16 protein-coding genes are annotated in these 13,778 nt (G+C 63.1%); 3 read left to right on the forward strand and 13 right to left on the reverse strand.

The annotated features are described in order from the left end of the window. Positions 1-37: 37 nt before the first annotated feature. Positions 38-220 carry a hypothetical protein gene (locus F1609_RS20540; RefSeq protein WP_166875558.1) on the forward strand — a complete coding sequence of 61 codons (183 nt, stop codon included), beginning with the start codon at positions 38-40 and terminating at the stop codon, positions 218-220. Between the two features lie 42 nt (positions 221-262). Here the strand turns inward: F1609_RS20540 and F1609_RS20545 are convergent, their stop codons facing one another. Together F1609_RS20545 and F1609_RS20550 are read right to left on the reverse strand one after the other, a co-directional pair. Then, positions 263-1,243 (reverse strand): chemotaxis protein, encoded by a 981-nt coding sequence (locus tag F1609_RS20545; RefSeq protein ID WP_167078522.1) that lies wholly within the window; start codon positions 1,241-1,243, stop codon positions 263-265. Positions 1,244-1,555: 312 nt separating this feature from the next. Then, positions 1,556-1,708 (reverse strand): hypothetical protein, encoded by a 153-nt coding sequence (locus F1609_RS20550; RefSeq protein ID WP_167078523.1) that lies wholly within the window; start codon positions 1,706-1,708, stop codon positions 1,556-1,558. Between the two features lie 36 nt (positions 1,709-1,744). On the opposite strand from F1609_RS20550, the gene F1609_RS20555 reads away from it, so the two are divergent. Next, positions 1,745-3,586, forward strand: coding sequence for a sensor domain-containing phosphodiesterase (locus F1609_RS20555; protein WP_167078524.1), 1,842 nt, complete (start codon positions 1,745-1,747; stop codon positions 3,584-3,586). Here the strand turns inward: F1609_RS20555 and F1609_RS20560 are convergent. Further along, complete coding sequence (locus tag F1609_RS20560) at positions 3,540-4,793, reverse strand: PQQ-dependent sugar dehydrogenase (RefSeq protein ID WP_167078525.1); 1,254 nt, start codon at positions 4,791-4,793, stop codon at positions 3,540-3,542. The genes F1609_RS20555 and F1609_RS20560 overlap by 47 nt on opposite strands. 258 nt (positions 4,794-5,051) lie before the next feature. On the opposite strand from F1609_RS20560, the gene F1609_RS20565 reads away from it, so the two are divergent. Then, positions 5,052-6,623, forward strand: a complete 1,572-nt coding sequence (locus F1609_RS20565) for an oleate hydratase (protein ID WP_167078526.1) — start codon at positions 5,052-5,054, stop codon at positions 6,621-6,623. Positions 6,624-6,648: 25 nt separating this feature from the next. Here F1609_RS20565 and F1609_RS20570 read toward each other — a convergent pair whose 3' ends face one another. The 10 genes from F1609_RS20570 to F1609_RS20615 all read right to left on the reverse strand — a co-directional run bounded on the left by F1609_RS20570 (position 6,649) and on the right by F1609_RS20615 (position 13,776). Then, entirely contained in the window at positions 6,649-7,134 is a 486-nt protein-coding gene (locus tag F1609_RS20570) for a GNAT family N-acetyltransferase (RefSeq protein ID WP_229421969.1), read from the reverse strand. A 4-nt stretch (positions 7,135-7,138) separates the two neighbouring features. Continuing rightward, positions 7,139-7,468 carry a DHCW motif cupin fold protein gene (locus F1609_RS20575; RefSeq protein ID WP_167078527.1) on the reverse strand — a complete coding sequence of 110 codons (330 nt, stop codon included), beginning with the start codon at positions 7,466-7,468 and terminating at the stop codon, positions 7,139-7,141. Between the two features lie 142 nt (positions 7,469-7,610). After that, on the reverse strand, positions 7,611-8,432 hold the full coding sequence (locus tag F1609_RS20580; RefSeq protein ID WP_370661650.1) for a Crp/Fnr family transcriptional regulator: 822 nt from the start codon (positions 8,430-8,432) through the stop codon (positions 7,611-7,613). A 227-nt stretch (positions 8,433-8,659) separates the two neighbouring features. Continuing rightward, the gene (locus F1609_RS20585) at positions 8,660-9,037 is read right to left on the reverse strand and encodes a DUF2195 family protein (RefSeq protein WP_229421970.1); all 378 of its coding nucleotides are present in this window, start codon (positions 9,035-9,037) and stop codon (positions 8,660-8,662) included. Beyond that, positions 9,030-9,551 (reverse strand): tlde1 domain-containing protein, encoded by a 522-nt coding sequence (locus F1609_RS20590; RefSeq protein WP_167078529.1) that lies wholly within the window; start codon positions 9,549-9,551, stop codon positions 9,030-9,032. The genes F1609_RS20585 and F1609_RS20590 overlap by 8 nt, the downstream gene beginning before the upstream one ends. Positions 9,552-9,619: 68 nt before the next feature. Beyond that, the gene (locus F1609_RS20595) at positions 9,620-10,090 is read right to left on the reverse strand and encodes a hemerythrin domain-containing protein (RefSeq protein ID WP_167078530.1); all 471 of its coding nucleotides are present in this window, start codon (positions 10,088-10,090) and stop codon (positions 9,620-9,622) included. A 128-nt stretch (positions 10,091-10,218) separates the two neighbouring features. After that, a complete protein-coding gene (locus F1609_RS20600) occupies positions 10,219-11,238 on the reverse strand; it encodes an AAA family ATPase (RefSeq protein ID WP_167078531.1) in 1,020 nt (339 codons plus the stop codon). After that, positions 11,235-11,798: a nicotinamide riboside transporter PnuC gene (gene pnuC, locus F1609_RS20605; RefSeq protein WP_167078532.1), complete on the reverse strand. Its 564-nt coding sequence runs from the start codon at positions 11,796-11,798 to the stop codon at positions 11,235-11,237. Before pnuC ends, F1609_RS20600 begins: the two co-directional genes overlap by 4 nt. Continuing rightward, positions 11,795-12,721, reverse strand: coding sequence for an ADP-ribosylglycohydrolase family protein (locus F1609_RS20610; protein WP_167078533.1), 927 nt, complete (start codon positions 12,719-12,721; stop codon positions 11,795-11,797). The genes pnuC and F1609_RS20610 overlap by 4 nt, the downstream gene beginning before the upstream one ends. Beyond that, positions 12,718-13,776 carry a bifunctional nicotinamide-nucleotide adenylyltransferase/Nudix hydroxylase gene (locus F1609_RS20615; RefSeq protein ID WP_167078534.1) on the reverse strand — a complete coding sequence of 353 codons (1,059 nt, stop codon included), beginning with the start codon at positions 13,774-13,776 and terminating at the stop codon, positions 12,718-12,720. Before F1609_RS20615 ends, F1609_RS20610 begins: the two co-directional genes overlap by 4 nt. Positions 13,777-13,778: the final 2 nt, after the last annotated feature.

Below are 13,778 nucleotides of genomic sequence, written 5' to 3' on the forward strand. Positions count from 1 at the left end.
CCGAACAGGTTTATTCACTGCCACAAGGAGATTCACCATGACCCAATCAACATCGACCGACACGCAAAACAAGCAATCCGGCAGCCCAGAAACCGAAGCGGACGTCAATTCGGCGGCCGGCAAGAAGGATGACAAGAGCAGCCACGATGCCAAAAGCCGCGTGAAGGCAGGCAGTGACGAAGGCGCCGGTGGTGGCGCCAAGCAGAAGCAAAACCACTAAGCGTAGCAAGTCCGGTTGCGCCAGCGGCGCAACCGGCACGCTTTAGCCGCGCTTTTGCGGCGTCGTATTTTTGGCCAGCGTCTTGCGCAGCAAGGCCGCCAGTTCGATCGGCACGAACTTGGCAATATACGCGTCGGCGCCCACGCCATTGACATGGTTCTCGTTGGCCGCGCCCGACAGCGACGAGTGAATGATCACGGGAATGGTCGAGAAACGGGCGTCCTGCTTGATATTGCGCGTCAAGGTAAACCCATCCATCTCCGGCATTTCCAGGTCGCTCAGCACCAGCGCCACCTTGTCGCGCGCCGTCTTGCCCTCTTTCTTGGCGGCGATATCGATCGCTTCCAGCTTGTCCCAGGCCTGCTTGCCGGAATTGGTCATCACGTACTTGGCGCCCATCGCCTGCAAGGCGTTTTCGATCAGCGCGCGCGCGATCACGGAGTCGTCCGCCGCCAGGATCACCTGCCCGTCGGGCAGGTTGAGCGGTGCACCCATGCTGTCGACATCCACATCCGGCTCGTCATTGCTATGCAGCTGGCGCAGAATCGATTCCACATCGAGCACCTGCGCCAGGCGCGTGTTCGGCACGTCGCCATCGACCTTGGCGATGCTGGTCACCAGCGCGCCGCTGGCGGTTTTGTCGCCCGGCAGCACGGAAGTCCATTCCAGGCGCACGATTTCTTCCACCGCTTCCACTGCGAAGGCTTGCGTGGTGCGGGCAAACTCGGTAATCAGCAACAGCTTGAGTCCGGCCGTCGGAATGCATCCCACCACCGCCGGGAGATTGATGACAGGAATAATCTGCTCTCGCAAATTTACAACACCCAACATATGCGGATGAGAATCCGCAATCGGCGTGACGTGCGGCATCGCGACGATTTCGCGAATCTTGAATACGTTGATCGCATACAGCTCGGAGTGGTTGCCCTCGGCATCGCCACCCAGGCGGAACAGGAGCAATTCCAGCTTGTTGAGACTGGTGAGATTGCTTCTTTCGTCGATATCCTGTTGAACGTTATTCATCTTTTCCTTTTCCCTGCGCCCGGCCTGACGGCGGCTGGCGGCAACGGCAACTGTATGAGCGCGTCGTGCTGCGACGGCGCGAACCTGGCGTTCTGATGCATCGGCGGGCTTGGGCCGACAGGCGGAGCTGGTCGATCCCGGGGGATGGGGGATCAGGGTGAGAGGTGAAGCATAAAAATGACGCATGAAGCGCGGGCACAGCGGCGCTCCCTTCCAATCAATTATACGTGTAAATATTCCTCCAGCATCATCGGCATTCACGCTAACCGAGCCGGTTTGTTGCGCCGTTCGTACGTTTAATGCCGCAAAGCATTAATTTTCTTTCGATGCTACAATTGTTCCACGAGCCATGACCCGCTCGTCCCTGGCCTGTGCGGCCTGACTGATGCTTTTCCCGATGCCCATTTCCTGCATCATTCCTTTGTTAACAGTGACGACGAGCGCGCCGAGCGAGATTGCGTTCACGATGGTGCCCAGCGCACGGGGCAAAAAGGCATGATTATGACGACCTGCAATGAACCTGACCGCCTGCTCGCGCTGCGCAAGCTGAACCTGCTCGACACCGCACCCACCGAAGCGTTCGACCGCATCACCCGCATGGCGGCGCGCGTGTTCGGCTTGCCGATCGCTGCCGTGTCGCTGACCGACAGCGACCGCCAGTGGTTCAAGTCGCGGGTCGGCGTCGTCCATACCTCGATTCCGCGCATCAAGGCGCCCTGCGCCACCGTGAGCGGCAGCGGCGACATGCTGGTGGTAAATGACCTGCAAGAAGACCCGTTCTTCCGCGACAGCCCCCTGGCCCACAGCGGCGTGCGTTTCTACGCGGGCGCGCCGTTGATCACCAGCGACGGCTTCAACCTCGGTGCCATGTGCGTGCTGGGCCTGGAGCCGCGCAGCATCAGCAGTACCGAGCGCGACGCGCTGACCGACCTGGCGGCCATGGTCATGTCGCAGATCGAGCTGCAGCACACCCTGGGCCGGGTCGATCCGCTCAGCGGCATGCCAAACCGCAAACAATTTATCGAAGACTACGCCGACCTGCAAATGGACCGCCCGCATGGCGAGCCGCGCGTGGCGGTGCTGGTCAACATGGCCAACCAGGAGCAGTTGAACAATGCGGCGCGGGTGATGGGCGCCTCGTACTTCGACGACCTGATGAACGAGGCGATCGTCTCGTACCGCGCCGTCATGGGCAGCGAGCACAAGGTGTACCAGCTGGCGGCGACCCAGTTCATCACCATCGCCCCGCCCGGCACCGATGATGGCGCCGGCGAAGGCAGCTACCGGGCGCGCCTGGCGCACTGGCTGGACAGCCGCGGCGCATGGAGCACCTCGCGCTTCGTGACCACGCCGGCGATCGGCATCGCGCCCTTCCTGCTGGGCCGCACCGATTGCCTGGACGTGCTGCGCATTGCCCAGAACGCCATGCAGGACGCGCACCAGACCGGCCAGTTGATCGGCAGCTATTCGTCCGCCCAGGATGACGCCTACCGCCGCCGCTTTACCCTGCTCAACGCCTTCGACGCGGCGCTGGCCGATACCAGCCAGCTGCGCCTGGTCTACCAGCCGCGCATCGACCTGGCCAGCGGCCGCTGCATCGGCGCCGAAGCCCTGCTGCGCTGGCGCCATCCGGAACTGGGCGACGTGCCGCCGGGCGAATTCATGCCGGTGGTGGAACAGACCTCGATGGTGCGCGCCGCCACCAGCTGGGTGATTCGCGAAGCGGTGCGCCAGCTGGCCGCCTGGCATGCGGCCGGCCTGCAGTTGCAGATGTCGGTCAACGTCTCGGCCGCCAACCTTCTCGAAGCCGATTTCGTCAGCACCGTGACGGCGCTGCTGAACCAGCACCGCATGGCGCCGGGCTGGCTGGAACTGGAAGTGACGGAGAGCGCGATCATGGAAAACCAGGGCACCGCGCTGGCCACCCTGGCCGCGCTCGACCAGGCCGGCGTGCGCCTGGCGATCGACGACTTCGGCACCGGTTACAGCAGCCTGTCGTATTTGCAGAGCATGCCGGCGCACGTGGTCAAGATCGACCAGAGTTTTGTGCGCAACATGGCCGGCGGCGAGCGCAACCGCACCCTGGTAAACACCATGATTTCACTTTCGCACGAGCTGGGCTTTCGCGTGGTGGCCGAAGGCATCGAAACCGATGATGTCCGGCAGTTGCTGCACGACCAGGGCTGCGACGAGGGCCAGGGTTATCTGTTCGCCCGCCCGCTCGCGCCCGACGACCTGTTCGCCTGGTGCGCCCGGGCCGAGGCCAGCGAAGCCGCCCCGCGCAAGCCGTGGGCGCCTATTTGCGCGGCGCTGCCATCCCTGGCGCCACATACTGCAGCCTGACAACCCGTCCGCTACGGTCCTCGACCAGGTAAATCGCCCCATCCGGGCCCTGCTTGACATCGACCGGCGCGCCGCCGGGCTGGTCTGGCTTGGCGCTCCAGTCGCCGATCAGTTCGATCGACTTGCCCAGCGGCGCACCCTGCGCATCCGGCAGCAGGGCCACCAGCCGGTGGCCGTGCGCGCGGTAGCCGTGGTAACCGACGATCAGGCTGTTCTTGTATTGGGCGGGGAACATGGTACCGGTATAAAAGGTCATGCCCAGCGGCGCGGCGTGGGCCGGCAGCAGGCGCAGCGGGGCGCGATAGGCGGCGCACCTGGCGTCCGGATACTCCGGGCTGGCTACGTTGTTGTCGTAGCAGTAAGGCCAGCCGTAGTTGGCCTTCGCTTCGATCAGGTTCAGCTCGTCGTGCGGCAAGTCGTTATCGTTCTTCAAGCCTTTGATGGCGGCCTGGATCGCGTCGCGCGAGTTTTCACCCTGCCATAACGCCTGGGTGGTCGGGTGCACCGCCAGCGCCATCGAATTACGCAGCCCGGTGGCATGCACTTCCCAGCGCTTGACGGTGCCGGCCGGCCATTGCATCGTGTACTTGCGCAGCACGCCCAGCGCGTTCGCCCCGGTCGTCTCAGGGCAGGGCTTGGCCGAGTCCGGCGCCTTGCCATCCTTGTCTTCGCAATGGTCGCTGCCCGAACCGACATTCACATACAGGTCGCCCCTGGCGTCGAAACGCATCGCGGTCAAGGGGTGGCGCCCGATGCCGGGCAGTCCCGGCGTGCCGGAGTTGCCGCCGATGACATCCTTGGCGGTGCCTTCCGGATCGCGCGGATCGAAGCGGAAAATGCGCTTGATCGCGCCCACGTACACCAGCCCGTCGGGACCGAGCACGATGCCGTTGGGGCGGTCGACTTTCTTCATCAAGAGGGTTTTCTGGAAGCCGCCGGCGCCCGGCTTTAACAGCCACACGCTGCCCTGGTTCTTTTGCCAGCCGCCCAGATCGACCACCAGCACGCTGCCGTCCGGCATCGGCTGCACCCCGCGCGCGAACTTGAATCCCTGGCCGATGATGCCCGCGCAAAAGCCCGCCGGCGTGGCCACGGCCAGGCGCGGCGCGCCGCCGCACGTGTCGGCGGCGGCGGCGCTGCCGCCCATCAGGTACAGGGCGGCGGCCAGCGCCGGGCGAAGGAGATTACGTGAGTCAAAAGTCGTCATGCTGCATCCAGTCAGAAAGGTGCTGGAATTATAGAGGATTGAATCCACGCGGCATTTCCATTCGCAATACTTGAACGCGCCCTCTATTATTGCTTTGGCAATTTTGATGTACATCAATTTTTTTCGGACGCGTGCATGCGATTCTGCATGCCTCCGGACGCATGCCGCGTCGCAACACCATGCATGATGCAAATGTCGTCCGGAACTGCCTGTCCGGATCGCACCGGACACCGATGCACCTTATTGGACGACCCCTATATGAATACCAACGTACACGCCCACCTGATTGGCGGCGGTATTGGCTCGCTCGCCGCAGCCGCCTTTATGATCCGCGACGGCAACGTTCCCGGCGCAAACATCCGCATCTATGAAGCGGCCCCCCTGCTCGGCGGCAGCCTGGACGGCGCCGGTTCGCCCGAGCACGGCTATTCGCTGCGCGGCGGGCGCATGCTCACCTTCGACAACTACGAGTGCACCTGGGACCTGTTCAAGTCGATTCCCTCGCTCACCGACGAAAACAAGAGCGTCTTCGACGAAACGGTCGACTTCAACGAACTGCACAAGTCCCATTCGCAGGCGCGCCTGGTCGACAAGCGCCGCGCCAAGGTGCCGGTGACGTCGATGGGGTTTTCGATGCACGACCGGGCCCAGCTGCTCAAGCTGAGCCTGGCCGACGAAGACACGCTCGGCGTCGATGCCATCAGCGACTGGCTCGACCCGTCGTTCTTCGAGACCGAATTCTGGTACATGTGGGCCACCACCTTCGCCTTCCAGCCATGGCACAGCGCGGTGGAATTCAAGCGCTACCTGCATCGCTTCATGCTGGAGTTTTCGCGCATTGAAACCCTGGCCGGCGTGCGCCGCACGGTCTACAACCAGTACGATTCGCTGGTGCGTCCCTTGCAGGAATGGCTGCAAAGCCAGGGCGTGCAATTCATCCTCGATTGCAAGGTGACCGACATCAAGCACGCCACGGTCGATGCCAAGTTCGTCGTCACCGGCCTCGACTGCCTGCGTGGCGGCAACAGCGAGCACGTGGATGTGCCTGCCGGCGACCTGGTGTTCTTCCAGAACGGCTCGATGACCGATGCGTCGAGCCTGGGCAGCATGACCAGCGCCCCGGAAAAACTCGACAAGACCGACAGCTGCGGCTGGACCTTGTGGGAAAAGCTGGCTGCCGCCCAGCCTGGCTTTGGCAATCCGGCCGCGTTCAACAGCAGCATTGCGGAATCGTACTGGGAGTCGTTCACGGTGACCTTGCAGGATCCGGCTTTCTTCGACAAGATGCAGCAGTTCAGCGGCAATGAAGCCGGTACCGGCGGCCTGGTCACGTTCAAGGATTCGAACTGGTTCATGTCGATCGTGCTGGCGCACCAGCCGCACTTCGCCAACCAGCCGGCCGGCGTGCAAGTGTTCTGGGGCTATGCGCTGTCGCCGGACCGGATCGGCAATTTTGTCGCCAAGCCGATGTCGGACTGCACCGGCGAAGAAATCCTGCGCGAGCTGTGCGGCCATCTGCGCTTCGATCTCGATGTGGTGGAAACGGCCAATTGCATCCCTTGCCGCATGCCCTACATCACCAGCATGTTCATGCCGCGCGCGCACAGCGACCGTCCGCTGCCGGTACCGAAGGAATCGAAGAACCTGGCGTTTATCAGCCAGTTCGTCGAAGTTGCCGATGATGTGGTGTTCACGGTGGAGTATTCGGTGCGCGCCGCGCAGATGGCGGTGTACCAACTGCTCGATATCAAGCGCGAAGTGCCGCCGATCAAGCAGCACGATCACGCATTGAGCACGCAGTTCGAGGCGCTGTTCAAGGCCTTGAAGTAATCGGCAACTGGCGTAAAGCGACCTGTCACTTTACGCCAGTCAGGAATTTTTCCATTTCCACGCAGTCCAGCGCAACCCCGCTCGGATGCGCATACACCGCATTGCGCAGCGCGACAAATCCGGCAGCCCGATAAAACACCACTGCATTGAGCGAGGCCGACAGATGCAAGCGCTTGCAGCCACGCGCCATCGCCATGCGCTCCAGCGCGGCCAGCATCGTTTTTCCAATTCCTCGTCCGCCTGCCGCAGGATCGACAAATACCGCGTCCACCTCGCCCGTTGCGATATCAAGAATTGCATATCCCAGCATCGCGCCCTGCTCTTCCGCGATCACGGCGCCACAGCTGTGCAGCAGTGCGGGATACGAGCGCGGCACCGGCGAGGCGGACCACGGCTCAATCACCTCGGACGGATAATGGCCGGGACAACCGTGCCGGATGGCGCGCGTGCGCAGCGCCCACATGGCGTCGATATCGGGCAGCGTGGCCGTCCGCAATGTCGGCATGGCCATCTCCTCAATCGACGATGAACAGCTTGGCGCCGAGGCGCGTGCTGGAACGATGCGCTTCGGCGTGATCGGCCACCTGGTAACTGACGCCCGGCGTGAGCACGAATGTGCGGCCGTCGGCCAGCTCGGTGTCGAGCTGGCCATCCAGGCATAACAGGATATGGCCCTTGCTGCACCAGTGATCGGCCAGATAGCCAGCGCTGTATTCGACCATGCGCACACGGACGGCGCCAAACTGGCGCGTCTGCCACCAGGCCATGCCGGTCTGGCCGGGATGCCCGGTGCGTTCCACGCCCGGCCACTCGGTAATGCCAAAGGGAATATCGGAGATGTTCATGCACATGCCTTTTTATCTACCAGGACGGCATAAAATAGCATGGCATCGGCAATTGCGCCCGGGCCGGCCCCGCAAGGGGCAGGCCGGCGTGTGAGGATGGCAGTGCGGGCGGTGATGTGCTGCCCGCGCCGCCAGGTAACTATTAAGCGTTGCTCCAGGCGGTAGCGTGCATCTGCTCGAAACCGATCTTGCCGGCGCGGTAGCAGGTGCCGGCGCACTCTTCCAGGCCGGCGCGGTCGATGATGGCGACGGTGCCGCGGCGATATTGAATCAGGCCGTCCGCTTGCAGCTTACGCGCGGTCATGGTGATGGTTTCGCGGCGCACACCCAGCATCGTGGCCATGGTGTCTTGCGTGACCTTGATTTCGTCCGACAGCGAACGGTCGAGGCGGTCCAGCAGCCAGCGGCACAGTTTCTGTTCAATGGTGCAGTGACGGCCGCCGACGACGTTTTGCGCTAGCTGGGCGAACATGGCGAAGGTGTAGCGCATCAGCAGCTGGGCCATGGCGCCGCCGGAAGCGACCAGTTCGCGCAGCACGCTGCTTTTGAGGCGGTAAGCGTAACCGGCGGTTTGCACCACGGCGCTGCAGGTAGCGCGTTCGGCTTCGTACATCGCCACGCCCAGCACGCCTTCGCGGCCGACCACGCCGATTTCGGTGGTGGCGCCGTCTTCCATGACATACATCAGCGAGACGATGGCGTTGGTCGGAAAGTAGGCGTAGTCGAACTTGCTGCCGAAGTCATACAGATGCTTGCCGGCCGCCATTGGCACCAGTTCCAGGTGCGGGAACAGGGCTTCCAGGTCGGTGCGGGACAAGGCACGCAACAATTCGTTCTGCTGGGCGCCGGCGACGCTGATCATCGGCTTGGCGGCGGCCGGCTTGGCAGCGGCGGCGCCCAAGGCGATGGTGCGGATAGCGTTGGTGGCGTTGCTGTTCGAATCGATATTTTGCGTGCGGTACATGGTATGCCTCTGTGTTGTTAGGTTCAACTCATCAATGGCTCTACTGTAAGGCTTGGTATCAAACGCAACCATCGGACCAGTGGATGGCTTCCTGTAGGCATCAACAATGACGCTTTGTCATCTAAGTCCTACGCGGCGTAAGACTGAAACGCGGGCCGGACGGGCGTCCGGCAATGAATGGGGGCGAACAGCCGGCTAGACGATGAATGCTTACCCCATGAAAATACCTACAGGGGACCGGCGCAGGACAATGTCACCTGCACCTTCCTGTTCGCGACCAGAGCCGGATCGGACGCCAGCACAAATGTTCTCGCGCCGCCAATGTCAAGCCCAATCAATCCGCTCTGCAATATTTGCCTCACTCCGCCCACCTCGACACTGCTGGTATAGCTTGCCAGGGCCGAGAGACATCTGCAATCGGCGATGGTTTTGCTCAACTTAATATCTGTGTTTGCCAACACCAGATTCGATTGCGTCGAGATTTTTACTGCCGTGATCGCGGCGCAGGCGCGCAAATCATTCTGAAACGTCACTTCACCAGCATGCGCGCTGCTAACAGCGGCGACACCGCTTAAGGCTGCCAGTATTATGCGTAATTTATTCAAGGGTTCCCCCATTCGTCACCCGATTGCCAACGTACTTCACTTTCAGAATGAAATAATTACGGGAACGGCTGCTTTTCGCCCGCGATTGCAACGCCGCGAAGAAACTTGTCTCAACTTCGATGCAACCGTGGCTGTAGCCCTTGGTTGAATCGTGCAGATAGAAACCAGATCTTTCGGTCGCGCAAGCGTTGCGCGTCGCGGGGTCAGCCGCTATCATCATTGCCCGGTTTCTTCCCCAGTTCGCCCAATACTTTTCGCAACTTCCGGCCTGCGCCCCACGTGGAATTGTCTGGACGCCCCATCCCGGTATCAAGGCGCATTTTCCCGTACCGTCATCTTGTGCTGCGCCACGATCGGTGAAAAGCACCTTGTAGACTCCCTCAGGAACAGGCCCTTTATCCTTGACACATTGGTCCTTTGGCACCTGATTATCAGGAAGCCCACTCGTCGCTTTGAATCTACCGGAACCATTCCACGTCAAGACCTGCCCATCAAACTCCATATCGACAACCATAAACACTCTCCTTATTCAAGCCATGCGGTATGTACATTTTAACACCTCATGTAGTAGAATTGAAATGTTTATATTTTTACATTATGCAGCGCGATGTCAACCGTCTGGCGGTACGCCATCATGCGCGCGCCGAGCGCCATCAGGTCCAGCTTGCTCTTGCGCAGGCGCGGGAACATCGTCTCTTCCTCCTCGCGCGCGTGGCGTGTTACCTGGTCCCACAGCACTTTGACCGTGGCGTCGAACAATTCGTTCTCCGGCTCCATGACGCGGATGCGCTCGATCAGTTCGCACGCACTGGCATGTTCGACGATGGACTGGGCGATCAACTCGCCTTCCTTGAGGACGGTGCGCACCGCCGGATAGAAAATGTCCTTCTCCAGCGCGGCGTGCACCGTCAACGCATCGCAGATGTCGGTCGCGATGCGCCTCTTGCTCTCTGTTGAGCGCGCACTGAGGCCGCGAAATTGTTCGAACAGCGCGGTCACTTCCTCGTGCTCGATAATCAGGATGTCGATGGCGTTGTCGTGCATGGATTCCATGGCGGGCTCCGGAGTAGGCTCAATTTTCCAAAATGATACCAAAAGTAAGGCCAAGGACCGAGCAGAATCGCCGCACTGCGTGGCGATATTTGCAACAATGGTGGAGTTTGCCCGGCCCGCGCCGTCGCTCAGGCGGCGTCAAGCAAGGCCAGCGCCTGGCTCAGGCGCTGCGCCAGCGGGCCGTGCACCAGCGTCCAGGGCAGGCCACGGCGCGCCAGTTCGCCTACGTACCAAGCGTGCTGGCGCTGGCGGAAGCCATCGTCGCGGCGCGTCCCATCCTGGACAAAGGCAAAGTCCGGGGCGCACAGCAGCGTCACATCGTAAGGCTGCGCCGCGAGCGCCACCAGGGCCGGATCGGCCTGGCCGAACATCTCCATGCTGTAAAACATGGTTGTCAGCGGACTGGTGTCGCACACCAGGGCGCGCGTGGCGCGCGGCAGCAGCGCCGCTTCGCGCGCCAGCTGGGCGCGGCCGATGGCAAGCATGTCGCCGAACACCAGCGCGCCATCCTTCTCGACCCACAGTTCGCGCCCGAACTCCGGCGCCCACACGCTGCCGAGCTCCTGCGCCAGCGCGGCGGCGAGCGTGGTCTTGCCGCTCGATTCGCCCCCGAGCACGCACACCTTGCGCACGAAGCTGGCATACACCAGCGGATGCAGAAAGGCGCGCATGGCGTGCGGATCGGCGCGGATCGCCGTGCCGGACACCGGCACCAGCGTGCGCGCACGGTCCACCGGGACATGCGCTACCTGTGGGCCCGGCCCGCGCCGCGCATCGAAAAACGCGCTCAGCGCCAGCGCGAAGCCGTCGCCATAGTCTTCACTGGTAAATACCGCGTCCACCGTCACGCCCAGCACGTCCAGGCACAGCGATGCGCAGAAATCGCGCTGCAGCGCATCCGGCGCGTCGTTGCCGGGCACACTGCCGGCGTCCAGCACCAGCAGGCGCACCTGCGGGTACAGCGCGCGCAGCCACGCCTCGCGCACTGCCGGGCCGCAGCCGGCGAATTCGGGCCGGGTGTAGCTGATGACGACCACCTCCTCGCAGGCGGCCAGCGCGCTGTCGATCACCAGCATGTGGCCACGGTGCAGCGGGCAGAATTTGCCGACCACGAGGCCGCGCCGCCACTGCTTGACAGGCGCGTTCATGCCGCCTTGCGCGCCAGCCGGCGCCACCACAGCCACGAGACGATCGCGTTGACCCAGTAGCAGGCGTACAAAAAGGCCGTCAGGTACAGGCCGCGGCTGGCGTACAGCGGCACGGCGACTGTGTTTACCAGGATCCAGAAGGCCCAGTTCTCGACCTTGCGCCGCATCAGCAGCAACTGCGCCACGATGCTGAACACCAGCACCGCCGAATCGATGAACGGCGCGTAGGCATTGGTAAAGTAGTGCAGCAGCGCGCCGTAGGCGGCGGTGGCGGCCACGCCGGCCGGCACCAGCCAGGCCAGCGACGTCACGCTGGCGTGGGTAATCGGCAGTTCCGCGCCTTGCGCGCCACGGCGCCATTGCAGCCATCCGACGACGCCGGAAACGATGAAAAAGCCTTGCAGCGCCACGTCCGCATACAGATTCGACTGATAGAACAAGACGGTGAACAAGGCGCAGCCGACGATGCCGGTCCACCAGGTATGCACGCTGTTGCGCCCCGCCAGCAGGATGCAGGCGGTGGCGCCCACGTTGGCCGCGATTTCAAGGGGACCGATCACGCCATGCGCTCGCGGTTCACAGCATGAAACCGGTCGTACAGGCGGCAGGCCATGTCGTCGATCTCGGCGCGCATGGTGATCTGGTCCAGCCAGCGTGCAGGAATGGCGTCCACGCCGTACCAGGCGCCGGCGATCTGGCCGGTGATGGCGGCGGTGGTGTCGGCGTCGTCGCCCAGGTTGGTCGCGCGCAGGACCGCCGCTTCGACACTGTCGGTATGGAAGAAGCACCACAGCGCCGCTTCCAGCGAATCGACGGCGTAGCCGGTGCCCTGGATAGCACTGTCGGTCTTGTCGAGAAAGGCGCCGCCGGCCAGCGCCGCCAGTTTGGGTTCGGTCGGCATGAAGCCCGCGTTGGCCAGCAGCGCGCTTTTGGGCTGGCCGTCGAGCGCCGCGCTCAGGATGCCGGCAAACAGCTGGCAAGCCTGCACCGCTTCCGGCGCGCCGTGGGTGGTGCGCGAGCTGTCGGCCGCATGCTGCAATACGCCGGCGCGGTCGGGATACGCGAACAGCACCGCCGGAACGAGCCGCATCAGCGAGCCGTTGCCGGCGCTGCGCGGATTGGTCGAGCCGCTGTAGGGATTACCAGTGACGGCAAAGCGCGACAAGGCATCCTGCACCGTCATGCCGATGTCGAAACAGGCACCGGTCGAACTCAGGTAACCCCACTGGTGCCAGTTGCGGTAGCGGTTGATCTGGTCGAGCGGGTCGAATTCGCCCTTGGTCAGCAAACTCTCGGCCAGGCACAGCGCCATGGAGGTGTCGTCGGTCCACTGCCCGGGCTTGAGCATGAACGGCCCGCCCCCAAGCATGTCGGTGACCGGCGCGAACGAGCCGCGCGGCGAAAACTCCACGGTGGTGCCGACGGCGTCGCCGCAGGCCAGTCCCAGCAAGCTGCCCCGGTAGCGGTCGCGTAGGGCCGTCATGCGCCTTGCTCGCTCAGCGACAGGAACGAGTCGAGAATGTGGAAGTGGTCTTCGAAAAACTGGTCTTCCATGCCGGCCAGCTCCACGATCGGAATCCAGGCCGCATGCGAAGCGTCGTCGGATGCTTCCACCGGCGGCAGGTTCTCGGTTTGCAGGTCGAAAAAATGGGCGTGGGTGATGGTGCGGCCACGCTGGCTGCGGTCCGGATGATCGAACACCTTGACGTCGACCAGCATCCCTTCGAGTGTGGTGCCGAGCAGGGCCAGCTTGGTTTCTTCGGCCAGTTCGCGAATGGCGGCGTGCAGCAGGCGCTCGCGCTGTTCCACAAAGCCGCCCGGCACGGCCCACTGCCCTTTGCCGGGAAACCCGCCACGGCGGATCAGGAGCACATTGCCGCCGCTGACCACCACCGCGTCGGCGGTGGTGAAGATCGGCGCATACGGCGCGCTTTTCCAGGCCGTTTTGTAGGCCACGATGCGGCGGTGTTCCTCGACCAGCGCGGCGTAGTGCGGCAGCAGCGCCCAGGCTTTCAGGTACTGGCGCACCGCGTGCGGCACCATGTCGTCGAGCACGCTGAGCGAGATGTCGAGGTCTTCGGCTTCGAAGAACACGCGCCGCACGCAGGTGGCGTCGATCGCGCGTTCCGATTCGACGACGATGTTTTCCCATTTCGGGAAGTGATTCAGGTAGTAGCTCGACGCATCCTTGAAGTGGCCCACCAGCGCCACGTGCGCGGCATCAGGTGCGCTTTGGGCGACCGCCTTGCGCACCGCCGCCGCCCACAGGGTGTCGTCGTAGTAGTCGCGCACGGCGACAAAACTGACGCGGGCGCGGTCTTCCTCGGTCAGGGTGGCGCCGATCATCGCGGCGCGTTCTTCCCAGGTGAACGGGTTCTTTGCGTTACGCGCCTGGAACGAGGAGCCCAGCACCAGCACCACGTGCGGCGCGCTCACCAGCGCGCGCTGGAGCAGGACCACGTGGCCGCGGTGAAAAGGCTGGAAGCGGCCGATCAGGACGGCGACGTCGGAGGCGGTTTGGTTGGTTTGTGTGTTCATGG

The organism is Massilia aquatica (assembly GCF_011682045.1).
Lineage (GTDB): Bacteria > Pseudomonadota > Gammaproteobacteria > Burkholderiales > Burkholderiaceae_D > Telluria_A > Telluria_A aquatica.

What these genes read in the sequence shown, in the direction of transcription:
- F1609_RS20540 (WP_166875558.1), top strand. Translation starts at nt 38, where the DNA reads ATGACCCAATCAACATCGACCGACACGCAAAACAAGCAATCCGGCAGC.
- F1609_RS20545 (WP_167078522.1), bottom strand. Translation starts at nt 1,243, where the DNA reads ATGAATAACGTTCAACAGGATATCGACGAAAGAAGCAATCTCACCAGT.
- F1609_RS20555 (WP_167078524.1), top strand. Translation starts at nt 1,745, where the DNA reads ATGACGACCTGCAATGAACCTGACCGCCTGCTCGCGCTGCGCAAGCTG.
- F1609_RS20560 (WP_167078525.1), bottom strand. Translation starts at nt 4,793, where the DNA reads ATGACGACTTTTGACTCACGTAATCTCCTTCGCCCGGCGCTGGCCGCC.
- F1609_RS20565 (WP_167078526.1), top strand. Translation starts at nt 5,052, where the DNA reads ATGAATACCAACGTACACGCCCACCTGATTGGCGGCGGTATTGGCTCG.
- F1609_RS20570 (WP_229421969.1), bottom strand. Translation starts at nt 7,134, where the DNA reads ATGGCCATGCCGACATTGCGGACGGCCACGCTGCCCGATATCGACGCC.
- F1609_RS20575 (WP_167078527.1), bottom strand. Translation starts at nt 7,468, where the DNA reads ATGAACATCTCCGATATTCCCTTTGGCATTACCGAGTGGCCGGGCGTG.
- F1609_RS20580 (WP_370661650.1), bottom strand. Translation starts at nt 8,432, where the DNA reads ATGTACCGCACGCAAAATATCGATTCGAACAGCAACGCCACCAACGCT.
- F1609_RS20590 (WP_167078529.1), bottom strand. Translation starts at nt 9,551, where the DNA reads ATGGTTGTCGATATGGAGTTTGATGGGCAGGTCTTGACGTGGAATGGT.
- F1609_RS20595 (WP_167078530.1), bottom strand. Translation starts at nt 10,090, where the DNA reads ATGGAATCCATGCACGACAACGCCATCGACATCCTGATTATCGAGCAC.
- F1609_RS20600 (WP_167078531.1), bottom strand. Translation starts at nt 11,238, where the DNA reads ATGAACGCGCCTGTCAAGCAGTGGCGGCGCGGCCTCGTGGTCGGCAAA.
- F1609_RS20610 (WP_167078533.1), bottom strand. Translation starts at nt 12,721, where the DNA reads ATGACGGCCCTACGCGACCGCTACCGGGGCAGCTTGCTGGGACTGGCC.
- F1609_RS20615 (WP_167078534.1), bottom strand. Translation starts at nt 13,776, where the DNA reads ATGAACACACAAACCAACCAAACCGCCTCCGACGTCGCCGTCCTGATC.